Below are 25231 nucleotides of genomic sequence, written 5' to 3'. Positions count from 1 at the left end.
ACGAATTCGTATCCGCGCGCGTTCCCGCCACCCTCTCATGACCTTCCAGCCGACCCTTCCCGCCACCTTCGACGCCTTGCCCAATCCGCGCGGTGGCGCCGTGCGTGCCGCTGAAACGGCGCTCGCCGACGCGCAGCGCGCCCTGGAGGCGGGAGGCGATTGCGCCGGGCCGCTCTTGCGCGCGGCGCATGCCTTGCGCGAAGCGGGCTGGCTGTCGGCTCACCGCTTCGTCGACACGCTGCTGCTCGTTTCGCCTCTGGCGCTGGCTGCGAACTCTGATGCCGCGAATCTCGACGAAGGCGGCGCGCCCCGCGTCGCGTCGGCTGCGCTCGGTGATTTCCGTGCGGCGCTCGCGCGTCACAACCTGCGTGAACTGTCGTGCTCGCCGGCGCTCTACGGCCGTCTGCATGCGATGTGCCAGGTGCTCGCGCCGCATACGCCCGGTTTCACCATCTCGTTCGAGGACTACGCGCTTGTTGCCCGGCCGGTGCCGCCCTCGACGATGCGGCCGCAGCCGGCGCAACGCATTGCCCACATGCGGGCCCGTTACGAGGCTGCGCTGCTGCCCGCGTTAAAGACGCAGACGGCGGGCAGCCGTGCCGCGGCCGCGTGGGCGGATGCGGCGTTCAACGAGATGGACGCGTGCCTCGCCGAACTCGCCGGCGCCGATCCCTACGACTTCTGGCGTCTCGCCTCGGCGTGCGGGCGGGCCTTGCGTGCGAGCCGCCACGCGACAGGTGAAGCGGACGCGCGACGTTTCTATGCGCGCTGCAACCTCGCGCTGGCCGACCAGGCGCGCGGCGTGCAGCTTGCCCCGCGCTCGCTGGTGCGGTCCACGCTCGCGCTGCTGTGGCGCGACTACGCGCTCTTCGGCGCTGCAGCTGAGGACGCCGACCACGTCGAACTGCTGCACGACTATGGCCTCACGGTGGACTGGCACGTGGCGGCAACCCAGGCGTCCGAAGCGCTGTGGGAAGAAGGGGCGTCCCAGCAGGCGGGTAGCGTGGCGGCACCGCGCGACGACAACCGGGAACTGGGGGTGCTCACCATCAGTGGCCAGGCGTATGAAGATTTTCTGCAGACGGCCGATGCGTCGATGACGGCGCTCAACGAGTACGCCCGCACCGCGAGCCGTCCGGAGAAGGCCGATCCCGGCGCGGCACTCCAGGCGGGCGATGCGGCGTACCGCGTCGGCGCGGCGGCCTGTGCGCTCGGGCTCGGTCACGTCGCGCTCATGGCCGATGCGCTAGGTCTCGCCTGGCGGCGCACGGCGTATGCGGGCGTGGCCACGCCGGCGGTGCGCTCGCATGTGGTGGTCGAAGCGCCGGACGTCCGCGCCCTCGAACAAGGCTGCGAAGCCTTGCGTGCCATGCTGCTCAAGACCGCTGCAGGCGTCGCGCCGCCGGACAGCAGCAGTGCGCTCTCTGCTCTCGCCCGTGCGATCGAGCAGGGCGGCGGCTGAACGCATGGAATGCGCGCATCGTCCATGCGGCAAGCATCCAGCACGCATGCGACGGGCACACGCGGCGAAAGCAGACGCTGAAACGGCCTTTGCAGCCCTGCGCGGCACAAGCCTCGCGAAGGGCTGTGCCTTGCACATTGAAAGCACACGCGCGTGATACAGTGAGCGTTAGATATTCCGTAAAAAAGGATCGTGCAGGCAGCGGAAAGTATCGCGGCCCCCAGCCATCGCGTGAGGCCGCGCAAGGCCGCAGACTGCGGCCCGGCTGCCGCCATCCCGCATCGTCTTTGCTAAAATTCGAACCATGTCCAAGAGTAACGATCGCATCAATCTGACCAACCAGTTCCTGATCGCCATGCCCAACATGGCCGATCCCACGTTTTCAGGAACGGTGGTCTACCTTTGCGATCACAGCGAGCGCGGTGCGCTCGGCCTCGTCATCAATCGTCCCACTGACATCGACCTGCAAGCGCTCTTCTCGCGCATCGATCTCAAGCTCGAGATCGAGCCGCTGCTGCATGTGCCCGTCTACTTCGGCGGCCCCGTGCAGACCGAGCGTGGCTTCGTGCTGCACGAGCCGCTGGAGGGCAAGAGCTACACGTCGACCATGCTGGTGCCGGGCGGCGGGCTGGAGATGACCACGTCCAAAGACGTGCTCGAGGCGGTCGCAAACGGCAAAGGTCCCGAGCGTTTTCTGCTCACGCTGGGTCATGCAGGCTGGGGCGCCGGCCAGCTCGAAGAGGAAATCTCGAAGAACGGCTGGCTCACGGTCGAGGCAGATCCGAAGATCGTCTTCGACGTGCCCGCCGAAGAGCGCTTCGAAGCAGCACTCGCGCTGCTCGGCATTTCTTCGACGATGCTTTCGGGCGAGGCGGGTCACGCATGAGCGTGGCGAGCGGCCGTGAGGCAACGCTGCTGGCGTTCGACTACGGCGAGAAGCGCATCGGCGTCGCGCTCGGCAACTCGCTTACGCGCAGTGCCAGGCCGCTCACCGTGCTCCCCAACCGCAACCGCGATTACCGCTTCGAGGCCATCGGCAAGCTGATCGCCGAGTGGAAGCCGGACGTCCTCGTGGTTGGTTTGCCCTCGCATCCGGACGGCACGCCGCACGCCATGACACAGCAGGCGAAGCGCTTCGGCAATCAGCTCAACGGACGCTTCAATCTGCCTGTCGTGTGGGTGGACGAGCGATATACGTCGGTAGACGCCGAAGCTCAGATTCGCGAGCGCGGCGGCGACACCGGGCAGCTCGATGCCGAAGCGGCCTCCATCATTCTCCAGCAGTATCTGGACGAACTTTCCGATCATCCGCTATGAGTTCCATTGACGCCGAGGCGCTCTACCGCAGCGTCCTCGAACAGATTCGTGCCGCGTATGGCGATCAACTGGGCCGTGCCGACGGCGCCGTGCTGGCCGGCATCTACAGCGGCGGCGCGTGGCTTGCCGAGCGCCTCGCGCGCGACCTCGGCGTGGCCGAATGGGGCGTCGTGAACGTGGCACTGCATCGCGACGACTACGCCAAGAAGGGACTGCACACGCAGGCGAGCCCCACGTCGCTGCCGTTCGAAGTGGACGATCGCCGCATCGTGCTCGTCGACGACGTGCTGTACACCGGCCGCACCGTGCGCGCGGCCATCAATGAGTTGTACGACTACGGCCGGCCTGCGGCCATCGAACTCGCCGTGCTGGCCGATCGCGGTGGCCGCGAGCTGCCCGTGGCCGCACGTTTCGTGGGCGGTGTGGTGGACGTGTCCGCCGACGCCACGCTCGTGCTCGCACATGGCGACGACGGCCGCTTCACGTTCCACACCGAACCGCGGCAGGCTTGAAGGCAACATGCGCATGCCGCCGTCGGCGTTCGCGCGCTTCATGATGCTCCGCGTGACGCGCATCATGAGCCCGGCGATCTGACGCCGGCCAGCGTGTACGTTTGCGCGCCGCGCGGGCAGGCATCTCGAAATACCCGTTTGAATCAGGCACATCATCCATGAACACCTCCACCGCGGCACCCGGAAATCCTGCGGACCCCAGCGGCACGGACGCTGCCGGCGACCGATTCCGCTACGGTTTCCTGAAGGGCAACCCGCAACTCACGAAGAACGGCGAACTCAAGCATCTGCTGACCATCGAAGGGCTGCCGCGCGCCATTGTCACGCACATTCTCGATACGGCCGCGCAGTTCGTGAGCGTGACCGACCGCGAGGTCAAGAAGGTGCCGCTGTTGCGCGGCAAGTCCGTGTTCAACCTGTTCTTCGAGAACTCCACGCGCACGCGCACCACGTTCGAGATCGCGGCCAAGCGTCTCTCGGCAGACGTCATCAACCTCAACATCAACGCGTCGTCCACGAGCAAGGGCGAGTCGCTGCTCGACACCATCAACAACCTTTCCGCGATGCACGCGGACATGTTCGTGGTGCGCCACGCGTCGAGCGGTGCGCCGTACCTGATCGCCGAGCACTGCGCGCCGCACGTGCACGTGATCAACGCCGGCGACGGCCGGCACGCGCACCCCACGCAGGGCCTGCTCGACATGTACACGATTCGCCACTACAAGCGCGATTTCACGCAACTGCGCGTGGCGATCGTGGGCGACATCCTGCACTCGCGCGTGGCACGCTCGGACATCCACGGGCTCACCACGCTCGGCGTGCCGGAAGTGCGCGCCATCGGTCCGCGCACGCTGCTGCCGGGCAATCTGGAGCAGATGGGCGTGCGCGTGTTCCACAACCTCGACGAGGGGCTGAAGGACGTCGACGTCATCATCATGCTGCGGCTGCAGAACGAGCGCATGAGCGGGGCGCTGCTGCCTTCCGCGCAGGAATACTTCAAGAGCTGGGGCCTCACGCCGGAGCGCCTTGCGCTTGCGCGGCCCGACGCCATCGTCATGCACCCCGGCCCGATGAATCGCGGCGTGGAAATCGATTCGCAGGTGGCCGACGGCCCGCAGTCGGTGATCCTCAACCAGGTGACGTTCGGCATCGCCGTGCGCATGGCGGTGATGGGCATCGTCGCGGGCAACAACGACTGAACTCCACACACGCATTTCGAGGCGACACCGCCACGATACCGCCAGGGCACGCATAACAAAGGCAGCGCATGAAGATTCATATTCAGGGCGGCACGGTCATCGATCCGGCAGCCGGCACCGAACAGCAGCAGGACGTATTCATCGCGGCGGGCAAGGTCGTCGCGCTCGGCAACGCGCCCGCCGACTTCCACGCGGCGAAGACCATCGACGCACGCGGCCTCGTGGTGGCCCCGGGTCTCGTCGATCTCTCGGCGCGGCTGCGCGAGCCCGGCTACGAGCACAAGGCCACGCTCGAATCGGAAATGGCCGCCGCGCTCGCAGGCGGCGTGACGAGCCTCGTGTGTCCGCCCGACACCGACCCGGTGCTCGACGAACCGGGCCTCGTGGAGATGCTCAAGTTCCGCGCGCGCAACCTCAACCAGGCGCACGTGTATCCGCTGGGTGCGCTCACGGTGGGCCTCAAGGGCCAGGTGATCACCGAGATGGTGGAGCTCACCGAGTCCGGCTGCGTGGCGTTCTCGCAGGCCGACCAGCCTATCGTCGATACGCAGGTCATGCTGCGTGCGCTGCAGTACGCGAGCACGTACGGCTACACCGCCTGGCTGCGTCCGCTCGACGCGTATCTCGCGAAGGGTGGCGTGGCGGCCAGCGGTGCGCTGGCGTCGCGGCTCGGTCTCTCGGGCGTACCGGTGTCCGCCGAGACCATCGCGCTGCACACCATTTTCGAACTCGTGCGGGTGACGGGTGCGCGCGTGCATCTGGCGCATATCTCGTCGGCGGCGGGCGTGAGCCTGATGCGCGCGGCCAAGGCCGAAGGGTTGCCCGTGACCTGCGACGTCACGATCAATCACGTGCATCTGATCGACATGGACATCGGCTACTTCGATTCGCAATTCCGGCTCGATCCGCCGCTGCGCCAGCAGCGCGATCGCGACGCGATTCGCGCGGGGCTGATCGACGGCACCATCGACGCGATTTGCTCCGACCACACGCCCGTGGACGACGACGAAAAGCTGCTGCCGTTCGCCGAAGCGACGCCCGGCTCGACAGGCCTCGAACTGTTGCTCTCGCTCACCGTGAAGTGGGCGAGCGAGGCCGGCGTGCCGCTCGCGAAGGCGCTCGACCGCATCACGGCTGGCGCGGCGGACGTGCTGAAACTGCCGGCCGGACGTATCGCCGTGGGCGACGTGGCCGACGTGTGCGTGTTCGATCCCGACACGCACTGGCGCGTGGACCCGCGCACGCTCAAGAGCCAGGGACACAACTCGCCGTTCCTCGGCTACGAGCTGCCGGCGCGCGTGCGCGCGACGATCGTCTCGGGGCACGTGGCGTTCGAGCAGCAACGCTGACCCAGCAGAATCGATTCGACGGCACTGAACATGAAGATCGCGTTTCGCAAGATCAGGATCGTGCTTCACCTCCTGCACGGCATGTGGACCGTCGCGACGCGCTTTTCGCGCGCCTCGGCCGAAACGCGCACGCAGCTGACGCGCGCCTGGTCGCTCAAGCTGCTGCGCCTCGCCGGCGTGCGGCTCGTCGTGCACAACGACGCCGCGCGGCTCGACGAAGGCGTGCTGGTGGTGAGCAACCACGTGTCGTGGATCGACATCTACGTGATCAACGCCTGGCGGCCTACGCCGTTTGTGTCCAAGGCGGAGATCCGCAACTGGCCGGTGGTGGGGTGGCTCGCGCACAAGCTCGACACGGTGTTCATCCACCGCGAGAAGCGCAGCGACGCGAAGCGCATCATGCACGAGCTGGCGTCGCGGCTCGACAGCGGCGCGCGCATGTGCGTATTTCCCGAAGGCACGACGTCGGACGGCCGCGGCGTGCTGCCGTTTCACTCGAACCTGTTCCAGGCGCCGGTGTCGGCGTCGCGGCCGGTGCAGCCCGTCTGTCTGATGTATGAGGAGGCGAACGGACGGCAGTCCGTGGCGCCTGCTTACATTGACGACGTATCGCTTGGCCAGTCGCTCGATGCATTGCTGCGCGCGGGTCCGCTCACGGCGCACGTCTATATCGGCGAGGCGCTCGCGCCGGGCGCGGACCGGCGTGCGCTTGCGGCCGAAGCCGAGGCTTCCGTGAAGCGGGCGCTGGAGGCATTGCAGGGCGGGGCAAGGGGAGCGACGGAGCGGGAGCAAACGACCGAGGCGCCCGACTCCGGGCAGGCTGCGCACGAGAGCGGGCCAGGCAGCGATACGCTGGCCGCGGGATGAGGCGGCGCGGGCCAATCGCGCCGCGTGCTGCAACTGATGAACAGGTATCTGGGAGTAGAGAAATTGGGCTTTCCTTCTGAGCAAACGGGCAGGCGCGTACTGATCACCGGGGCTCGCGGCTTCACCGGCGCGTATGTTCGCGACGAGTTGCAGCGTGCCGGGTATGAGGTCGTTGGCGCGGTCGGCCACACGCATACCGCCGAGGCGAACGAGCATGTGCTCGACATCACGTCGCTGGAGGCGTGCCGCCGCGTGATCGGCGAAGTGCGCCCCACGCACATCGTGCATCTGGCGGCGATCAGCTTTGTTGCACACGACGACGCGCTCGACATGTATCGCGTCAACGTGCTGGGCACGCTGAATCTCTTGCAGGCCTGTGTCGACGTGGGCGTGCAGCCCCAAAAGATTCTGATGGCAAGCAGCGCGAACGTGTACGGAAACGCGGCGGGCGTGGTCGATGAGAATGTGATGCCGGCGCCCGTGAACCACTACGCTGCAAGCAAGCTCGCGATGGAGCATCTCGTGCGCACGTGGTTCGACCGGTTGCCGATCGTCATGACCCGGCCCTTCAACTACACGGGCCGCGGCCAGGAAAGCCGCTTCCTTGTGCCGAAGATCGTCTCGCACTTCGTGCAGCGCAAGCCCTTCATCGAACTGGGCAATCTCGACGTGGCGCGCGATTTCTCCGATGTGCGCGTGGTGGCCGCGACTTACCGTGCGCTGCTCGAATCCGAGGCGGCGTGCGGGCAGACGGTCAACGTCTGTAGCGAACACGCGCGTACGTTGCACGAGGTTATCGACATGGTGCGCGAAGCCTCGGGTCACGATCTCGAGGTGCGCGTCAATCCGGCGTTCGTGAGGGCGAACGAGGTGAAGGTGCTCGTCGGGTCCGCGGCCCGGCTGCGCAGCCTCGTGCCCGACGTGAAGCCCATCGACTTCGCTGAAACGATCAAGTGGATGGTCGGCCCGGCGTAAGGGTGGGGTGGCTGGAGTGGGGCCGGCGCGCGGTCACTCGAACTCGGCGCGGCACCCCGAGCATTCCACCTGCACGACCGTCCTTGCGCCGGGTTCGTTCGTGAGACGTACTGCGGACAACTGGTTGCCCCAGACGCACCCGGTGTCGAGGCCGATCAGATTGTCCCGCATGGTGAGGCCCAGGGCGGCCCAATGACCGAAGACGACGGTCGTGTTGGCCGTTTTGCGGCCGGGAACGTCGAACCAGGGCAGGCATCCGGGCGGCGCGGCATCGAGCGGACCACTCGAGGTGAAATCCATCGCGCCGTCCGCAGTGCAAAAGCGTAGACGGGTCAGCGCGGCGCAGGTGATGCGCAGGCGGTCTATCCCTTTCAGGTCGGACGACCACCGGCTCGGCTTGTTGCCGTAAAGACCGGCGAGCGTTTCCTTCCAGTCCGGAGCGCGCAGCGCGCGCTGCAGGTCGTCGGCCAGTTCCAGTGTCAGGGCGACGTCCCATTGCGGCAGCACGCCCGCATGAACGAGCAACGTGCCGTTCTCGAAATGGGCGATGGGGCGATGGCGTATCCAGTGAAGCAGGTCCGCCGCATCCGGCGCGGCGAGAATTTCCGCGATCGTGTCGCCCTTCTTGATGTTGCGGATGCCCGCCGATACCGACAGCAGATGCAGATCGTGATTGCCGAGCACGGTAGTCGCGCGATCGCCCAGTTCGATGACGTCACGCAGCGTGGCAAGCGATTCGCGGCCGCGGTTGATGATGTCGCCGGCGAACCAGAGGGGCGTGTCGGGCGAAGGGGCAACCTTCTCGAGCAATTGCCGGAACTGGCTGCGGCAGCCTTGCAGATCACCGAAGGCGATGGGGCTGGGCGGCGGGGTGAGGTGAGAAGTCATTGGCCAGGGGAATTGAGCGGAAACGCACAAATACGGTCCGAAAAGGCACGCAGAATGCAGTCTGAGCGAGCGCTGGAGCGGGCCGGCAGCGTGACATAATAGCTTCTCCAGCGCAGTACCGTGGTTTCGCTGCCGCCTGTACCGTCGGACAGGCGAGGCAGTATCGATTCAGAGGAAATGGAATGATTCTGGTGACAGGCGGTGCGGGCTTCATTGGCGCCAATTTCGTGCTCGACTGGCTGCGCGATGGCAACGAGCCGGTCGTAAACGTCGACAAACTGACCTACGCGGGCAACGCCGAAACGCTTGCGCCGCTGTCGTCGGATGAACGGCACGTGTTCGTGCGCGAAGACATCTGCGACCGTGCGGCAATGGATGCGCTCTTTTCGACGTACAAGCCACGCGCCGTCGTTCACTTCGCTGCCGAAAGCCACGTGGACCGCTCCATTCACGGTCCGGGCGAATTCGTTCAGACCAACGTGGTGGGAACGTTCACGCTGCTCGAAGCGGCACGTGCCTACTGGGGCGGCCTCAGCGACGGCGAAAGGGATTCGTTCCGTTTTCTGCACGTGTCCACGGACGAAGTATTCGGCTCCCTCGGGCCTGCCGATGCGGCGTTCAGCGAAGTCACGGCATACGCGCCCAATAGCCCGTACTCGGCGAGCAAGGCGGCGTCCGATCACTTCGTGCGGGCCTACCACCACACCTACGGCCTGCCGACGCTGACCACCAACTGCTCCAACAACTACGGTCCTTACCAGTTTCCCGAAAAACTCATTCCGCTCACCCTCATCAACGCGCTGGCGGGCAAACGCCTGCCGGTTTATGGCGACGGCTCCAACGTGCGCGACTGGCTTTATGTCGGCGATCATTGCGCAGCCATCCGTACCGTGCTTGCACGGGGAACGCCGGGCGAGACGTACAACATCGGCGGATGGAACGAGAAGAAGAACATCGAGGTCGTGCGCACGATCTGCGGTTTGCTCGACGAGTTGCGGCCGGCGGGCGAAGGCGCCCGATACGAATCGCAGATCGAGTTCGTCAAGGACCGACCCGGCCATGACCAGCGCTACGCCATCGATGCCACGAAGATCGAACGGGAACTCGGCTGGCGGCCGGCGGAAACGTTCGAGACCGGATTGAGGAAGACCGTTCAGTGGTACCTCGATCATGCCGCGTGGGTGCAGGGCGTGACGAGCGGCAGCTATCGTCACTGGATCGAACAGCACTACGCGCCGCAAAGCTGAGGGGGCGGTCATGTCACGTAAGGGCATTATCCTGGCCGGCGGTTCCGGCACGCGGCTCTACCCCATCACGCACGCGGTGTCGAAGCAGTTGCTGCCGGTGTACGACAAGCCGATGGTCTACTACCCGCTCTCCACGCTCATGCTGGCCGGCATTCGCGACGTGCTGGTCATCTCGACGCCGGCGGACACGCCTCGCTTCCAGTCGATGCTGGGCGACGGCAGCCAGTGGGGAATGAATCTTCAATACGCCGTGCAGCCGTCGCCCGATGGGCTCGCGCAGGCGTTCATCATCGGACGCGATTTCGTGGGCGGCGATCCCTCGGCGTTGATTCTGGGCGACAACATCTTCTACGGTCACGATCTGGCGCGGCAACTCGACGCGGCGAACACGCGGGACGTGGGCGCAACGGTCTTTGCCTACCATGTGACCGACCCGGAGCGCTATGGCGTCGTGGAGTTCGACGATCAGTTTCGTGCGTGCTCCATCGAAGAGAAACCTTCGCGCCCGCGCTCCAACTACGCGGTCACGGGGCTGTACTTCTACGACAACGACGTGTGCGACATCGCAGCGGACATCAAACCGTCCGCGCGCGGCGAGCTTGAAATCACCGACGTCAACTCCCGATACCTCGAAGCAGCCAGGCTGCACGTCGAAATCATGGGACGCGGTTACGCCTGGCTCGACACGGGAACACACGATTCGCTGATCGAAGCAGCCACGTTCATTGCCACACTCCAGAAACGGCAGGGCTTGATGGTGGCGTGCCCCGAAGAGATCGCCTTCAGAAACCGCTGGATCGACGCCGCGCAAGTGGAGCGCCTTGCTGCACCGCTTGCGAAGAATGGTTACGGCGCCTACCTGCTCAAACTACTTTCGGAACCCATCGCATGAAAATAACCGTTACGCCTACCACGCTGCCTGAGGTGAAAATTATCGAACCGAAGGTCTTCGCGGACGCGCGCGGCTTTTTCTTCGAAAGCTTCAATGCGCAGGAGTTCGCCGAAGCCGTGGGCGAAGAAACCAGCTTCGTGCAAGACAACCATTCGAGGTCGGCGAAGAACGTTTTGCGTGGCCTGCACTACCAGGTCGAGCGGCCGCAGGGCAAGCTCGTGCGCGTGATCGCCGGCGAGGTTTTCGACGTTGCGGTGGATATCCGCAAGAACTCGCCGAACTTCGGCAAGTGGGCCGGCGTTCGGCTGAGCGCCGACAACAAGCGGCAACTCTGGATTCCGGGCGGCTTCGCGCATGGGTTCGTCGTGTTGTCCGAGTCCGCGGAGTTCCTGTACAAGACGACCGACTACTGGTTCCCCGAGCATGAGCGGTGTCTGCTGTGGAACGATGCGGACGTCGGCGTGGCGTGGCCGCTCGAAGGCGAGCCGCTGCTGGCAGCGAAGGACGCCGCAGGCAAGCGGCTCGTTGAAGCGGAGGTGTATGCATGAAGATCTTGCTCGTCGGCAAGAATGGACAAGTGGGCTGGGAGTTGCGACGTGCCTTGCTCCCGCTCGGCGAGGTCGTGGCATTCGACCGTGAGCGGCTGGATATGAGCCGCCCCGAGACCATTGGCGGTGCGGTCGATCAGGTGTCCCCTGACGTGATCGTCAACGCGACTGCTTATACGGCGGTCGATCGGGCGGAAACGGAAGAGGGATTGGCTACAACCGTGAACGGTACTGCTGTCGGCGCACTCGCTGAGGCAGCGCGACGCCATCAGGCAGTACTACTGCATTATTCGACCGACTACGTGTTCGACGGTACGGCGACGGCGCCCTATGTCGAAGACGCCGTTCCCTCTCCGCAGAGTGCGTACGGCAGGAGCAAGCTTGCGGGGGAGCAGGCGATTGCCGAAGTGGGCGGTGACTGGATGGTGTTCCGCACCTCATGGGTCTATGGCGTGCGCGGCCGTAACTTCATGCGCACGATTGCGGGCGCGTCGCTGGAGCGCGAGGCGCTGCGCGTGGTTGCCGATCAGCGTGGCACGCCCACCGCCGCGCGCACCATTGCCGACCTGACGGCTCACGCGCTTCGCGAGGCACTGTTGCGCCGACGCGACGGTGCTTTCCCCGGCGGCATGTATCACCTGACGGCGCGCGGCGAAACGACCTGGCACGCGTTTGCCGAGCGCATCGTCGATGCCATGCGGGCGGCTCGCGGTGATGCCGTGCGGACCCGTTCGATCGAACCCATTACCACGGAGCAGTTCGCTGCCCCCGCTCCCCGTCCTCGTTATTCCGTGCTCGACGGCACGCGATTCGATCACACCTTCGGCCTGTCCCGCCCCGACTGGAAGACAGCGTTCGAACTGGTCTTTGCCGACTACCTCGCCTGACGAAACGGCCGCCTCCCGTCTGAGGCGATTCGCCGCTACCGGCACTCCGCGTGCCGGTGTTTTCCTTGCAATTGGTAGCATTCTTGCGCACTTTGTCAGGCCGGTTCGCCCCTAGAATCGCGATATTCAGAGGGTTAGCCGTGCGATACAATGCGCGTTTGTCTTTCAAACGCGCGGCGTTCGCGCACAGGGGCAGATGATATCGGTACGTCGGCGAATCGTCGGACGTATGCCATTCGAATAAGCCGCGCCCCAGCCTGGAACGAAATGCAAGCAGTGAGGAATTCGTGAGTTTGATACCCATCATCCTGTGTGGCGGTGCAGGTTCCCGTCTCTGGCCGGTCTCCAGAGAGTCGCATCCTAAGCCCTTCATCCGCCTTTCGGATGGCCAGAGCCTTCTGCAAAAGGCTTTCCTGCGCGCAGCAGCCCTGCCGGGCGTTGAACAAATCCTGACAGTCACGAACAGAGACCTGTTTTTCAAGGCCGAGGACGAGTTCCGCGAGGTGAACAAAGACGGTATCGCCACGTCGTTCATCTGTGAACCGTTCGGCCGCAACACCGCTGCCGCCATCGCTGCGGCGGTGGAGCACGTCTCGCAGGTGCACGGTCCCGATGCGACGCTGCTGGTTCTCGCGGCAGATCACCTCATCGCCGATCAGGCCGCTTTTGCGACAGCCGTGGAGAAAGCGGTCGAGCTTGCCCAGAGCGGCAAAATTGTAACTTTTGGTGTCCGTCCCGAAACGCCCGAGACGGGATACGGCTATATCGAAGCGGAAGGCAACAACGTACTGCGCTTCATCGAGAAGCCGTCGCTGGAAAAAGCCCGCGAGTATCTGACGTCGCAACAGTTCCTCTGGAACTCGGGCATCTTCTGCTTCACTGCGCGTGCCATGCATCGGGAAATGCAACTGCATTGCCCCGATATCCTCGCTGCCGTATCCGAATGTCTTGCTGACTCGCGTGTCTCGGAAGGCAAGGGCTGGACGCAGGTTCAACTCGAACCGAAGAGCTTTGGCGCCGTGCCGGAGAACTCGATCGACTACGCCGTGATGGAGAAGTGCCAGCAGGCGGCTGTCGTGCCTTGCAGCATCGGTTGGAGCGATATCGGCTCGTGGGCAGCACTGAGCGAACTCTGCAAGCCGGACGGGCACGGTAACCGCGTGGAAGGCGAGGCGTTGCTGCACGACGTCGACAACTGCTACCTGATGAGCCGTGATCGCGTGATCGGTGCGGTGGGCGTCGAAAACCTCATCGTCATCGACACGCCCGACGCGCTGCTGATCGTGAACCGGGAACGCGCGCAGGACGTCAAGTACATCTACTCCGAACTGAAGGCGCGTGGACACGAAGCCCACAAGCTGCACCGAACGGTGCACCGGCCTTGGGGAACCTACACGGTTCTGGAAGAGGGCCCGCGTTTCAAGATCAAGCGAATCGAGGTCAAGCCGGGTGCCAGCCTCAGTCTGCAAATGCACCATCATCGCAGCGAGCATTGGATTGTCGTGAGCGGGATGGCCAAGGTCGTGAACGGTGACCAGGAACTCTTTGTCGGCACCAACGAGTCGACCTATATTCCGGCTGGGCACAAGCATCGCCTCGAGAACCCCGGGGTCGTCGGCCTTGTGATGATCGAGGTCCAAAGCGGTGAGTATCTGGGCGAAGACGACATCGTCCGGTTCGAGGATGTTTACGGACGTGCCTGATATGGATGTTGCAGCGGACGATCAAGTTGGCAGGAATCTCGGCAACCACGACGGGCATAACGACCTGCTCGTGGGGATGAAGTCGTTGCGTGTCTGGGGCACGCTCGGCTGGCATGACATCAGGCAGCGCTATCGTCGCTCGGTGATCGGACCTTTCTGGTTCACGCTCAGCACGGCGATCATGGTGGTCGTGCTGGGTGCGCTGTACTCGACGCTCTTGCATCAGGAGATCAAGAACTACCTGCCTTACCTCGCGGTCGGGCTGGTGGTGTGGCAATACCTCTCGTCGGTGGCGAACGAAGGATGCAACGCGTTCATCGGGTCGGCGTACCTCATCAAGCAGATACGAATTCCCTTGACCGTCCACGTTTGCCGGATCGCGTGGCGCAATTTCGTGATCCTGCTGCACAGCTTCCCGGTCGTCGTGCTGCTGCTGATCGCGTTTGGGCGCTGGCCTAGCTGGGAGTTTCTGCTTCTGCCCGTCGGCCTTGGCTTGCTGTTCCTGCACGGCGTCTGGCTTGGCGTTTCGCTGGGCGTGCTGTGTGCGCGCTTCCGCGATATTCCTCCTATCGTGACCAACCTCATCCAGGTCGTGTTCTTCTTCACGCCGGTCATGTGGTCGCCGGAAATTCTCAAAGATCGCGGGTGGGTTGCGGAATACAACCCGCTGTATCACCTGATCGAAACCGTGCGTGCGCCCGTTACGGGCCGGCCGATTCATTGGGAGTCGTGGGCCTGGAGCATCGGTTTGCTGGTGGTTGGGTTCGCCTTTTCGCAATATCTGATGCGGCGGTGCCGCGATCGCGTTCCCTATTGGCTGTGACATCGTGAGTTCATTTATTGTCGCCGAGGAAATTTCGGTCGAATTTCCCATCTACGAGAATTCCCATCGCTCGCTGAAGAAGGCCGTGCTCAACCTGACGACCGGCGGCCGGATCGGCCAGGACGCGGGTCGCCACGCGGTCGTGCGGGCGCTGGACAATCTGACGTTCAGCTTCACGGACGGCGAGCGCATTGGTCTTGTCGGGCACAACGGTTCGGGCAAGACGACCTTGCTGCGCGCGCTTTCCGGTGTCTACGCGCCGGTGCGCGGAAAGCTCAGCACGCGCGGCAAGATTGCTTCGCTGCTGGATGTCTCAATGGGCCTCGACCCAGACGCAACCGGCTTCGAGAACATTTATCTGCGCGGCATCCTCGACGGTCTGCCGCCCGCACGGATCAAAAGCAAGATCGACGAAATCGCCGAATTCAGCGAACTCGGCGAATACCTGAATTTGCCGGTGCGCACGTATTCGAGCGGCATGATGCTGCGGCTCGCGTTCGCCATCTCGACCAGCATCGAGGCCGACATCCTCATCATGGACGAGTGGCTGAGCGTCGGCGATGCCGACTTCAGCGTGAAGGCGGCGCAGCGCCTGGAAATGCTGGTGGGGAACGCTTCCATCGTCGTGGTGGCCACGCACGATCCTTCGCTCATCGAGCGCGTCTGTACCCGCAAGATCAGCCTGGAGCACGGGAAGATGGTGTCGGACGAGCCGGTCGTGCCGGCAGTCGCCCCGGCGACAGAAGGCACGCCTTTGGGCGGCGCCCGCCAGACCGCGTGAGCTTGCACCGCTGCGGACGAACGTCCGGGCAGGTGGAGCGGGCGGTTCCGAAATACTTCAACGGTTCCTCGTGGGCCTCAACGAGGCATGTACAACATGCGTGCTGATCACCCGATTGTTCGCTACGGCGAGTCGCTTTTTCTGTACCAGCCGTTCCGCTTGCTGAAGGGCATGATGGGCGCGTACGTTGCCTATCCGATTGCGGAGAGCCGCGAAAAGCGTAGCGTGCGGCCCAAGGTGGCTGAGCTTCGCGAATACTACCGGCTTCCATTCGAAGCCCGGCGCCGCATTGCGCTTGATCGTCTGACCGCGATCCTTCAATTCTCGGCCGAGCATGTGCCTTACTATCGCGATCTCTTTCGCGAGAAGCAGTTCGATCCCGTGAAGGCAGGGCAAGACCCACGTTATCTGGAAGATCTTCCGTATTTGACGAAGGACGTCATTCGCGAGCAGGGCGCGCGCCTCTTTTCGCGCCCGCTCGAGGAAACCCGCCATCACGCGTGCAAGACAGGCGGCTCGACGGGGTTGTCCTGCACCATCTTTTATGACCAGGAAGCCGCCGATTATTCTTCGGCCGTTACGTTTTACGCACGGCGTCGCGCGGGCAAGCGCGGTTATCGGTCCGAGCTCCATTTTGCGTGCCGCTTTCCCGATCAGGTGATTCCCGAGTGGCCGTCGCGCGAAGACTTCAAGTGCTTCGCGATGAACCGCAGCAACATTTTCTTCGACCGCATCGATGACGAGGGGCTGGAGGAAATCTGGCGCACGTTGAAGCGGCGCAAACCCTTTCTTGCGCACGGGCATCCGTCGACCATGTATGCGTTGGCGTGCTATATCGAACGCAAGTACGGCCGCGCAAAGGCTTTCGAAGTCTTCGAGTCGAGTGGCGAATTGCTGGAGGACAGCGCGCGCGAAGTGATCGAACGGGCGCTGCGGTGTCGCGTGATCAATCGCTACGGGCTCGCGGAACTCGGCGTGATGGCGTACGAGCTCGACGGCCACGAAGGAGGTTTTCAGATTCTCGAATCCGAAGGCTGGCCCGAGAACCGTCCTGTCGATACGGTTTCTGACGGCGGCGCGAGCGAACTCGTTTTCACCGGCTTTCGCAACCGGCTGATGCCCCTGATCCGCTATGCGACGGGCGACCTCGCACACGTCGAAGATCGCGCCGACGGATTGTTCCTGACGGATGTTGTGGGGCGGATTCACGACGTTGTGCCGATCAATGGCGTGGCGCACGCGACGCACCATATCCAGGACATGCTGGACCATCGCGTGGGCGGCATTCAGGAATTCCAGATCGATCTGCGCACGCAACCTCCGACGTTGCGCATCGTGCTCGAGCCGTGGGCCAACGAGCAGGACACGACCGCGAAGCTGCGCAGCTACTGGCAAGACGCCTTCAGCATCGCCTATGTCGGCCACGACGACCTTGTGCGCGTGGGGCGCCGCGCAAAATTCCGCCATGTGGTGACGGCATGATCGGCGTTCTCTTTCCGGCTCCGTCGGCCGAGGCTGGTCGACTCGTGCTGGCTGCGCTGCGCCGCTCGGTCAGCGGTGCGCAGGCAAACTGGCTGTCGTACGCGGCTCTGCGCGAGCGTGCGCCTGCCGTCATCGTCGCCATCGACGTGCCGGACGCCTGGGGCGCCGCCCTCGTCGAGTGGGTCGCTTCTTCAGGCTCCAAACTGGTCGTGTTCGGTCGGCTGCCCGCGGCGCTCGCGCACTATCTTGGTTGTGAGGAGCGCGCATGGCCTGAGCCACTTGCGTCGGCCGCGCGTAGCGCGCCGGCGGCCAGTCGTGAAGCGGCCGAGAGCGACGCTTCGGTTCGATATACGGCGCTGTCGGCTACCCTTGGCGGGCGCGCATGGGTGCGTCCGTTCGAACGCTTCGACTTTACCGACGAGTGGAACAACCTGGGCTTCGGCGCGATTCGCGCGGATGGATCCATCTGGGCCGTTCGTCAGCCAATCGACGTCCCTGAAGAGGCCCGGCTGGCATCGGTTCACGTGGGCGCCGAGCGACAGTTTTCCTACGCAGGTCTGTGGGACAAGGCCACAGCCAGCGTACTCTGGTTCAATCGTCCCGTTGGCCCTTGCGACTCGTTCGAGTGGCGGTTGATCGAGAACTTCCTGTCGGCGCACCGCGCCGGCGAACTTCACTGTCAGCCTGTTCTGAGCGAGATTCCGTGGGGTTACGATGCCGCGATCACATCTCGCCTCGACTGCGATGAGGATGTCGAGTCGGCGCGTCCGTTGTGGCAGACGTACCGGCGCCTGGGTGTCCCGTTCTCGCTCGCGGTTCACACGTCGAATCTCGCCGATACGGCTCATCACGCGATTCTTCGCGAGCTGGCTGCCGACCGCGACGCCGCGCTGCTTTCTCATACGGCCACGCACGCGCCCAACTGGGGGGGAAGTTACGAGGCTGCATGTGTAGAGGGCGGCGAATCGATGCGGCTGCTGCAGTCCGTGATCGGCAAGCCGGTTCGCTACGCCGTGTCGCCGTTCCACCAGAGCCCGCCTTACGCGCTCGAAGCGTTGTCCGACTGTGGCTACTCGGGCTGTGTGGGCGGAATCATCCGCAACGATCCGGAATTCCTACTGGCGCGAGGCGGCACGCTTGCCGGCATGCCGGAGGGCTTCATTGGACACAGCCAGCAGACGATGCTGCATGGCGATTGCATGCTGGCCTCGGGCGACCCCCTGGCCGTGTTCAAGCAGGCGTTTGATCTGGCGTTCGAGACGAAGACGCTTTTCGGCTATCTCGACCACCCGTTCTCGGCGCGCTACCAGTACGGTTGGCCCAACGAACCCGTGCGCATCGACGCTCACGAAAAGCTGATCGCGTACATCGCAGGCCGCGCGAGCAAACCAGTCTTCCTCAATGAAGAGACGGCGCTGGATTTCCTGCTGGCCAAATCGTCGCTGCGCGTGATTGAAGAGGCCGGAACGTTCCGTGTGCAATTGCCCGGCGAGCCGGGCACTGCGTTGCGCTTCGCGGTCGAGTTCCGTGGTGAATCGTTCGAGGTTGATCCAGAGGGGCGGCTGCGATGAAAGTGATGGTCGTACTGGGTACGCGCCCGGAAGTCATCAAGCTGGCGCCGGTGATCGAGGCGTTGCGCCCGAGGGTGGAGACCATCGTGTGCGCGAGCGGTCAGCACAAGGAAATGCTGGCGCAGGCGCTCGGTTTTTTCGGCATCGTGCCGGACATCAGTGTGGACACGATGAGTCCGGGGCAGTCGTTGAACATCCTGTCGGCGAAGCTGCTGACCGAGATGGACGGGGTACTCGAGCGGGTTCGCCCTGACTGGGTCGTCGTGCAGGGCGATACGACGACCGCCTTCTGCGCGGGACTGGCTGCGTTCCATCGCGGTATTGCGGTAGCCCACGTTGAAGCTGGACTGCGCACGCGCGATCTGGCCAATCCGTTTCCGGAAGAGGCGAACCGCAGCCTGCTCGCTCGCATCGTTACCCGCCATTTCGCGCCGACGGAACTCGCTCGCCAAAACCTGCTGCACGAGGGCATCGACGACGCGCGCATCGTTGTGACCGGCAATACCGTGGTGGATGCCATCATGCTGGCCCGGCAATCATGGGAGCAGGCGCCCGCGAGTCTCGCGTTGCCCAAGTGGGAGGGTGCGGAGCAGTCCCACATTCTGGTGACCTGTCATCGGCGTGAAAACTTCGGCGAGACGCTGCTGGGCATCTGCAAGGTGTTGCGCGACCTGTGTGGTCGGTATCGGCAATATCAGTGGGTGTTTCCGGTTCACCTGAATCCCGCCGTGCGCGAACCCGTGATGCGTGAGCTCGGCGCGATTCCCAATCTGGCTTTGATCGAGCCCGTGGACTATCCGTCGAGCCTTTACCTCATCAGCCGGAGCGCGCTCGTGGTCAGCGACTCGGGCGGCATTCAGGAAGAGGCGCCAACGTTCGGCGTGCCGGTGGTCGTGATGCGCGGCCACACCGAGCGGCGCGAAGGCGTGGATGCTGGATTTGCGACACTGGCCGGGCAAACGCCCGAAGGCATCGAGGCCGCGGCGGTGGCCTGGCTAGACAACCCGGAGCGTCGGCAAGCGCTGCGCAACCGGGCGAATCCGTACGGCGATGGCCATGCGTCCGAACGCATGGTTGCGAGCCTGCTGGGGCAGCCGGTTGAGGTGTTCGGTGGCTGAGTCTGAGCACCTCGGGTCGGCGGCCGGTGATTGCGTTCTCTTTTCCACCGCCGACTGGGACGAGCCGTACTGGACGAACAAGCAACACACCGCCCGCATCCTGGCGCGTCGCGGCTGGAGGGTGCTGTACGTCGAGAGTGTCGGTTTGCGCTCGCCGAAGCTTGCAAGCGGCAAAGACTGGGCGCGCATCTGGCGCCGGCTCTGGAGCGGCCTGAGGTCCAACTTTATTGCGCCGCCGCAACGCGAGCACAACGTGTGGGTGCTCTCGCCGCTGATGTTTCCCGCGAAGCACCATTGGCCTGTGGTGAGCCGCTTCAATCAGGCTTTGCTCAGATGGAGCGTGGCGCGATTTGCGCGCCGGCACCGTTTTTCGGACACGGTGGTGTGGACGTATCATCCGTTCATGCTGGAGGCGATCGAGACCCTGCCGCACGGACCGCTGATCTATCATTGCGTGGACGATCTGGCGGCAATTCCAGGGGTTGACGTCGAGGCGTTCCATCGCGCGCAGCAGCAACTACTGGGATTGAGCGAAGCGGTATTTACAACGGCCGCGGCACTGCGCGACCAATGCCTGCCGTTCAATCCGAACACACACTTTTTCGCGAACGTCGTCGATGCGCAGCACTTCGGACGCGCACTCGAACGCCGGGGACCATTGCCGCATGATCTTGCTGCGATCCCCGCGCCGCGACTGGTCTATCACGGCGTGTTGTCGGACTTCAAGGTGGATTTTCCCTTGATCGCGGCGGCGGCGCGCAGGCGGCCGGACTGGCAATGGATCTTTATCGGTGAGGAGCGGGAAGGCCAGCGCAGCGCCTGGGTGTCGCAGTTGAAGGAACTGCCCAACGTGCATTTCCTGGGCTACAGGGCTTATGAGCAACTGCCCGCGTATCTGGCCGGAATGGATGTCGGACTGTTGCCGACGCTGCTGAACGGCTATACGCGGTCGATGTTCCCGATGAAGTTCTTCGAGTACCTGGCTGCCGGTCTGCCGGTGGTGTCGACGCCTCTCGATTTCACCAAAGACCGCTTCGATGGGCTCGAAGTGGGGGAAACGCCTGAGGCGTTCGTGGCCGCCATCGAGCGCCAGCTGGCGCGCGGCAAGCTGACACCCGAGGAGTCTCGCGTGTACGTCGGCGATAATACCTGGGATGCCCGGACCGTTAAAATGCTGGATTGTGTGTGGCGAGGAGCAGCAAGCAGGAAGCCAGAGCAGCTTGCCTCGGAACATTAACTGGAGTATCGAATGAGCGATTCGCGCGTACTTATCACGACTTACCCTGCGGCATTTCTGCATCGCGGCGGTGGGGAGCTCGAGCTGGTCGATCTGCTGTCCAATCTTCGGCAGCTCGGCGTCCGGGCGGACCTCTACGGTCCGACCGCACAACCGCTGAACAAATACGACGTGGTGCTCCATTACTCGGTTGTCCCGACGGGCATGGAGTTCGTGCGCGAGGTCAAGGCGGCAGGCAAGAAGCTGGTCCTGATGCCGAGTCTGTGGTGGCTGAAAGAGCCGAGCCAGCAAGAGAAGAATTCCGTTGCCGAGTTCTTCAGGCTGGCCGACGTCGTCGTATTCAAGTCGAAGTCCGAGTTCGAGAACGTTGCCGCACACGTGCCGCTCGACGCGTCGAAAGTCGCATATTGCAGGTGGGGAGCCGATTCCTGCTTCGAAGAACTGATCAGCGGCGATCTCTTCAAGCAGACGTACAAGGTCGACGAGTACATGCTCTCGGTTGGCATTATCGAAGAGCGCAAGAACCAGCTCGCGGCTATCCACGCGTTGCGCGACTCGAAGATTCCGCTCGTGTTCGTCGGCGACTACCGCGACCGCGAATATTACGAAGCCTGCGTGAAGGCTGCGCCGTCGCATTTCAAGTTCCTGCCTTATCTGGCGCCGAAATCCGAGATTCTGCGTTCCGCACTGCGCGGGGCTCGTGTGTTCATCGAAGTTTCGCTCGAGCCTGCGGGATTCTCCGCATTCGAAGCCGCGCTTGCTCGTGTGCCCATGGTGCTGTCGGCCGGGCCGTGGACGCAGGAGCATTTCGGCACCGAGCTCGTGCATCAGGTCGATCCGGTCTCTACCGCGTCTATCCAGAAGGGCGTGCAAGCTGCGCTCAATACGCCCGTATCGCCGCAACTGCAGCGCAACGTCCACAACCAGTATCTGATGCCGCAATGCCTCGAACCGCTGGTTCGTGTACTGGGCGTGCGGTCCTGACTGGAGCAAGAGTGGGGCGGGCCCCGGAACCAACATTCATGCAGCACGGGCAGCCGTGCGCCAGAACCTTATGAGCGAACAAACAGTACGCAGCTTCAATTTCCATGCGGACAAGCGGCTGGAAAGCGAGGTGATCGTCCGGAAAGATTCCCTGCGCCATCTCGACGCGATGGGTGTCTTCGACCATATCCGCAAGGAATCCAAGCACTTGCTGGTGACGGACAAGAACGTTGAAAAGCTCTACCTGCGACGTGTGCTCGAAGGTATTGAGCGCTCCGGTCGTTCGGTACGCACGCTGGTCGTTCCGGCGAGTGAAAGCTCGAAGAGCTTCAAGGTGTATTCGCAACTCGTCGAAAAGGCGTTGGACTATGGCTTCGACAAGCACTCGGTGATATTCAGTCTCGGCGGCGGCGTGGTGAACAATCTGGCAGGTTTTCTTGCCTCCACCTTGTATCGCGGCATCGGACTTGTGCATTTCCCGACGAGCTTGCTGTCTCAGGTCGACGCGGCAATCGACTTCAAACAGGCGATCAACTTCGATCACGGGAAGAACCTGATCGGAAGCTACTACCCGGCCTCGAAGATCGTCGTCGATCCGCTGGTTCTGCGCACCCTCGACGTGCGCCTGATTCGCGATGGCCTGGCGGAGTCCATCAAACACGCGATTTGCCAGGACACGAAGTTCCTGTCGTTCATCACTTCGAACAGCGAACACCTGGTCGACCCGGATTTCCTTGCCGAGGTCGTGACGAAATCGATCGAACTCAAGCTCGAAGTCATGAGCGGTGATCTCGATTCGGACTACGACGAAACGCTGAAGCAATACGGCCACGCCATTGGCCACGCCGTCGAGCATCTGTCCGAGGGAGAGGTGTATCACGGCGAAGCCATCTCGATCGGCATGTGCGTGTCGGCCGAAGTGGCGTTGCTGCTGGGCTTGTCCGACGAAGAAACGGTCGAGATGCACTACGACGTATTCAGCCGCATTGGCCTTCCCACGACGGTGCCGGAAGCATTCTCGCTGTCGGACCTTTGGGAAAAGATTCGCTACGACAAACACTTTCTGAGCGGCAAGGCGTACATGGGTCTTGTCCGCACTGCCGGCGTGATGGCGCCGACCAATAATGGCAATTTTGGTCACTACATCGAACAGGCTGTTGTGTTCGAGGCGATAGAGCGAAATAGAAAACAGGGGCAGCGCGACTCGTTGCGCGTTGGCTGAACGGGAAGTCCCGCGTCGATGGTTTTCTCAGCTTGAGCGTCGATGCAGGGAGGGATGCAGCCGGGGACCAAGCTACTGATGCTGTTGTTCGCCGCGAGCAACAGCATATGCACACAGTGGGAACAACGTATTCATCATGCGCCATCGTTTATTTTTTGATGTGACTGAGCTTGCCGGGTTCGACAAGGGGACCGGCATTCAACGAGTCACGCGCGCGTTATTGCAGGCACTGAGGCAGCGGCCGCCTGCCGACTGGAAGATTGTGCCTGTGCGCGGCGATGGCGTGACGGGTCGCTTCGTCACCGCAACGTCTCTCGCCGAACATCAGCTTGCGGAGGAACTCGTCACCACGGGCGAAATCTCCATCAAGCCGGCTGCGGGCGACATCTTCTTGAGCGTTGATCTTGCCTACAACATTACCCCGGCGTTGCGCTCGGAGTTGGTACGGTTTCGCTCACATGGTGTGGGAATCTATTTTGTTGTCTACGACCTGATCCCGTTGATGTATCCGGAGTGGTTCTACGGGACGAATGCGTGGTTCGAGGGGAACGACTACCTCGCCTTGTTCAACTACTGGTTCGAGTGCGTGAGTGAGGAGGGCGATGGCCTCATCTGTATCTCCGACTCGGTCCGCAACGACTTGAATACATGGCTGTCGCGCCATAAACCGAAGCGTGCCGAGTTGCCGAAGCTCGAATATTTTCATCTCGGCTCGGACATTTCGGAGAGTATTCCTTCAATGGGATTGCCGCCTGACGCCGAAGACGTCTTGGCGAAATTGAAAGCGTCCACGACCTTCCTCATGGTGGGTACGTTGGAGCCGAGAAAAGGACACGCGCTCGCATTAGACGCGATTGAGGGCCTGTGGGCCCAAGGCTCCGACACCAAGCTTGTCTTCGTTGGCCGTGCCGGCTGGAAGGTCGACGAACTGATTGAGCGGATCAAGACACATCCGAAGCTCGGGAAACAGTTGTTCTGGCTCGACGGCATCAGCGACGAATACTTGCGGCGCGTCTATGCATCGTCATCGGCTTTGCTCGCCTTGTCACTTGCCGAAGGCTTCGGCCTGCCATTGGTGGAGGCAGCCCACTATCGGGTGCCTCTGATCGTGCGAGACATTCCAGTATTTCGTGAAATCTGCGGGACGTCCGCGACCTATTTCGCCGGCACTTCCGTGAGCGATTTGCGAGCACTCCTCGCAACATGGCTGCGTGATCGCGAAGCCGGCACCTGCGTCTACCCTGACAACATGGAAGTGTTGTCGTGGGCGGATTCCGCAAGACAACTCATGGCGGCCGTCGGCAGAATGCGCGGCAATGAACTTTTCTGGAGCGGCGAAGCATGCGCAGACGCGTCCTTGTAACGGGAGCCGGGCGCGGCATTGGACTTTCCATTGCCGAAACCTTGGCAGGTAAGGGCTACGATCTCGATTTACTCGTGAGTTCGGCGCATTCCGCAGACATTCTCCGCGGCGCGAGTTTCGTCAAGGATGCCGGTGCCCGTGTACACGCCGTCGATCTGGCGGACCGCAGCGCAGTGACTTCGTTTACCGCCGGCTGGCAGGGTGACTTGTGGGGTGTCGTGAACAATGCCGGCATCTGCAAGACGTTCGGCATTCTCGATTCTGGCGATGATCCTTTGGACGACGTCTTGGGAACCAATCTGGTTGGCCCTTACATCTTGACCAAGGGGTTGGTCCGCCGCCTCTCCCGCCCGGGACGGATTGTGAACATCGCCTCGCAACTCGGGCAGGAGGGACGTGCCGGCTACTCGGCCTATTGCGCCTCCAAGTTCGGCGTAATCGGGATGACGAAGTGTTGGGCCAAAGAACTTGGCGCCGACGGCATTACGGTCAACGCGGTGTGTCCGGGCTGGGTGGGCACAGAGATGTCGTTCAAGGACGTGGCCCGGATGGCGGTAGAGCAGGGTGTAAGCCCCGAACAGTTTTACGCGGAAGTCTGCGAACCGCTCGAACTCAAGCGCTTTAACACGCCTGCCGAGGTGGCCAATCTCGTGGCTTTCCTGCTTTCGGATGAAGCGTCTGGAATCACCGGGCGTGACTGGCTCATGCAGACTGTCTGGAACCAGCAGTAGGCAAAAGTCCCGAGAATCTGCTCGCAGACTGGATAGCGTATGTGCCCGGCCTGACGTGCCGGCGAAGAATATC

The 25231-nt window shown here is 63.1% G+C and carries 24 protein-coding genes; 23 read left to right on the top strand and 1 reads right to left on the bottom strand.

Annotation, left to right across the window (positions count from 1 at the left end):
* Positions 1 to 37: 37 nt before the first annotated feature.
* The 8 genes from PXJ20_RS19105 (at position 38) to PXJ20_RS19070 (ending at position 7681) form a co-directional block, all read left to right on the top strand.
* The gene (locus tag PXJ20_RS19105; protein ID WP_421030436.1) at positions 38 to 1462 is read left to right on the top strand and encodes a hypothetical protein; all 1425 of its coding nucleotides are present in this window, start codon (positions 38 to 40) and stop codon (positions 1460 to 1462) included.
* Positions 1463 to 1766: 304 nt separating this feature from the next.
* Positions 1767 to 2348: a YqgE/AlgH family protein gene (locus PXJ20_RS19100; protein ID WP_114809034.1), complete on the top strand. Its 582-nt coding sequence runs from the start codon at positions 1767 to 1769 to the stop codon at positions 2346 to 2348.
* Positions 2345 to 2779 carry a Holliday junction resolvase RuvX gene (gene ruvX, locus PXJ20_RS19095; protein ID WP_017773028.1) on the top strand — a complete coding sequence of 145 codons (435 nt, stop codon included), beginning with the start codon at positions 2345 to 2347 and terminating at the stop codon, positions 2777 to 2779. Before PXJ20_RS19100 ends, ruvX begins: the two co-directional genes overlap by 4 nt.
* Positions 2776 to 3291 carry a bifunctional pyr operon transcriptional regulator/uracil phosphoribosyltransferase PyrR gene (pyrR, locus tag PXJ20_RS19090; protein ID WP_421030437.1) on the top strand — a complete coding sequence of 172 codons (516 nt, stop codon included), beginning with the start codon at positions 2776 to 2778 and terminating at the stop codon, positions 3289 to 3291. The genes ruvX and pyrR overlap by 4 nt, the downstream gene beginning before the upstream one ends.
* Before the next feature lie 158 nt (positions 3292 to 3449).
* On the top strand, positions 3450 to 4490 hold the full coding sequence (locus PXJ20_RS19085) for an aspartate carbamoyltransferase catalytic subunit (RefSeq protein WP_421030438.1): 1041 nt from the start codon (positions 3450 to 3452) through the stop codon (positions 4488 to 4490).
* A gap of 68 nt (positions 4491 to 4558) precedes the next feature.
* A complete protein-coding gene (locus PXJ20_RS19080) occupies positions 4559 to 5839 on the top strand; it encodes a dihydroorotase (RefSeq protein ID WP_421030439.1) in 1281 nt (426 codons plus the stop codon).
* Between the two features lie 30 nt (positions 5840 to 5869).
* Positions 5870 to 6706, top strand: coding sequence for a lysophospholipid acyltransferase family protein (locus PXJ20_RS19075; RefSeq protein WP_421030440.1), 837 nt, complete (start codon positions 5870 to 5872; stop codon positions 6704 to 6706).
* 36 nt (positions 6707 to 6742) lie between these two features.
* Positions 6743 to 7681 carry an NAD-dependent epimerase/dehydratase family protein gene (locus PXJ20_RS19070; RefSeq protein WP_421030441.1) on the top strand — a complete coding sequence of 313 codons (939 nt, stop codon included), beginning with the start codon at positions 6743 to 6745 and terminating at the stop codon, positions 7679 to 7681.
* Positions 7682 to 7714: 33 nt separating this feature from the next.
* Here the strand turns inward: PXJ20_RS19070 and PXJ20_RS19065 are convergent, their stop codons facing one another.
* The gene (locus tag PXJ20_RS19065; RefSeq protein WP_199543204.1) at positions 7715 to 8569 is read right to left on the bottom strand and encodes a symmetrical bis(5'-nucleosyl)-tetraphosphatase; all 855 of its coding nucleotides are present in this window, start codon (positions 8567 to 8569) and stop codon (positions 7715 to 7717) included.
* 182 nt (positions 8570 to 8751) lie between these two features.
* Between PXJ20_RS19065 and rfbB the strand changes: the two genes are divergently transcribed.
* From rfbB to PXJ20_RS18990, 15 genes are all read left to right on the top strand, one after another.
* On the top strand, positions 8752 to 9816 hold the full coding sequence (gene rfbB, locus PXJ20_RS19060) for a dTDP-glucose 4,6-dehydratase (RefSeq protein WP_421030442.1): 1065 nt from the start codon (positions 8752 to 8754) through the stop codon (positions 9814 to 9816).
* A gap of 10 nt (positions 9817 to 9826) precedes the next feature.
* Positions 9827 to 10708 (top strand): glucose-1-phosphate thymidylyltransferase RfbA, encoded by an 882-nt coding sequence (rfbA, locus tag PXJ20_RS19055; protein ID WP_126877733.1) that lies wholly within the window; start codon positions 9827 to 9829, stop codon positions 10706 to 10708.
* Positions 10705 to 11256, top strand: a complete 552-nt coding sequence (gene rfbC / locus PXJ20_RS19050; protein WP_026121090.1) for a dTDP-4-dehydrorhamnose 3,5-epimerase — start codon at positions 10705 to 10707, stop codon at positions 11254 to 11256. The genes rfbA and rfbC overlap by 4 nt, the downstream gene beginning before the upstream one ends.
* The gene (rfbD, locus tag PXJ20_RS19045; protein ID WP_421030443.1) at positions 11253 to 12143 is read left to right on the top strand and encodes a dTDP-4-dehydrorhamnose reductase; all 891 of its coding nucleotides are present in this window, start codon (positions 11253 to 11255) and stop codon (positions 12141 to 12143) included. Before rfbC ends, rfbD begins: the two co-directional genes overlap by 4 nt.
* A gap of 287 nt (positions 12144 to 12430) precedes the next feature.
* A complete protein-coding gene (locus PXJ20_RS19040) occupies positions 12431 to 13846 on the top strand; it encodes a mannose-1-phosphate guanylyltransferase/mannose-6-phosphate isomerase (protein ID WP_026121091.1) in 1416 nt (471 codons plus the stop codon).
* A 1-nt stretch (position 13847) separates the two neighbouring features.
* A complete protein-coding gene (locus tag PXJ20_RS19035) occupies positions 13848 to 14669 on the top strand; it encodes an ABC transporter permease (RefSeq protein ID WP_421030987.1) in 822 nt (273 codons plus the stop codon).
* Position 14670: 1 nt separating this feature from the next.
* Positions 14671 to 15450 (top strand): ABC transporter ATP-binding protein, encoded by a 780-nt coding sequence (locus PXJ20_RS19030; protein WP_421030988.1) that lies wholly within the window; start codon positions 14671 to 14673, stop codon positions 15448 to 15450.
* A gap of 96 nt (positions 15451 to 15546) precedes the next feature.
* A complete protein-coding gene (locus PXJ20_RS19025; RefSeq protein ID WP_421030444.1) occupies positions 15547 to 16932 on the top strand; it encodes a phenylacetate--CoA ligase family protein in 1386 nt (461 codons plus the stop codon).
* Entirely contained in the window at positions 16929 to 18503 is a 1575-nt protein-coding gene (locus PXJ20_RS19020; protein WP_421030445.1) for a polysaccharide deacetylase, read from the top strand. Before PXJ20_RS19025 ends, PXJ20_RS19020 begins: the two co-directional genes overlap by 4 nt.
* Positions 18500 to 19621 carry a non-hydrolyzing UDP-N-acetylglucosamine 2-epimerase gene (gene wecB / locus PXJ20_RS19015; protein ID WP_277597452.1) on the top strand — a complete coding sequence of 374 codons (1122 nt, stop codon included), beginning with the start codon at positions 18500 to 18502 and terminating at the stop codon, positions 19619 to 19621. The genes PXJ20_RS19020 and wecB overlap by 4 nt, the downstream gene beginning before the upstream one ends.
* Positions 19614 to 20858, top strand: coding sequence for a glycosyltransferase (locus PXJ20_RS19010; RefSeq protein WP_421030446.1), 1245 nt, complete (start codon positions 19614 to 19616; stop codon positions 20856 to 20858). The genes wecB and PXJ20_RS19010 overlap by 8 nt, the downstream gene beginning before the upstream one ends.
* Before the next feature lie 12 nt (positions 20859 to 20870).
* A complete protein-coding gene (locus PXJ20_RS19005; RefSeq protein ID WP_277597455.1) occupies positions 20871 to 21842 on the top strand; it encodes a glycosyltransferase in 972 nt (323 codons plus the stop codon).
* A 70-nt stretch (positions 21843 to 21912) separates the two neighbouring features.
* Positions 21913 to 23064, top strand: coding sequence for a 2-deoxy-scyllo-inosose synthase (locus PXJ20_RS19000; RefSeq protein WP_017773047.1), 1152 nt, complete (start codon positions 21913 to 21915; stop codon positions 23062 to 23064).
* 136 nt (positions 23065 to 23200) lie between these two features.
* A complete protein-coding gene (locus PXJ20_RS18995) occupies positions 23201 to 24427 on the top strand; it encodes a glycosyltransferase family 4 protein (protein ID WP_277597456.1) in 1227 nt (408 codons plus the stop codon).
* On the top strand, positions 24406 to 25158 hold the full coding sequence (locus PXJ20_RS18990) for an SDR family NAD(P)-dependent oxidoreductase (RefSeq protein WP_277597457.1): 753 nt from the start codon (positions 24406 to 24408) through the stop codon (positions 25156 to 25158). Before PXJ20_RS18995 ends, PXJ20_RS18990 begins: the two co-directional genes overlap by 22 nt.
* Positions 25159 to 25231 lie beyond the last annotated feature (73 nt).

The organism is Paraburkholderia sp. A1RI_3L, from assembly GCF_048957895.1.
Classification (GTDB): Bacteria; Pseudomonadota; Gammaproteobacteria; order Burkholderiales; family Burkholderiaceae; genus Paraburkholderia; species Paraburkholderia kururiensis.
Note: the sequence above shows the minus strand (reverse complement) of the source record. Positions and strands in the feature narration are given on the sequence as shown.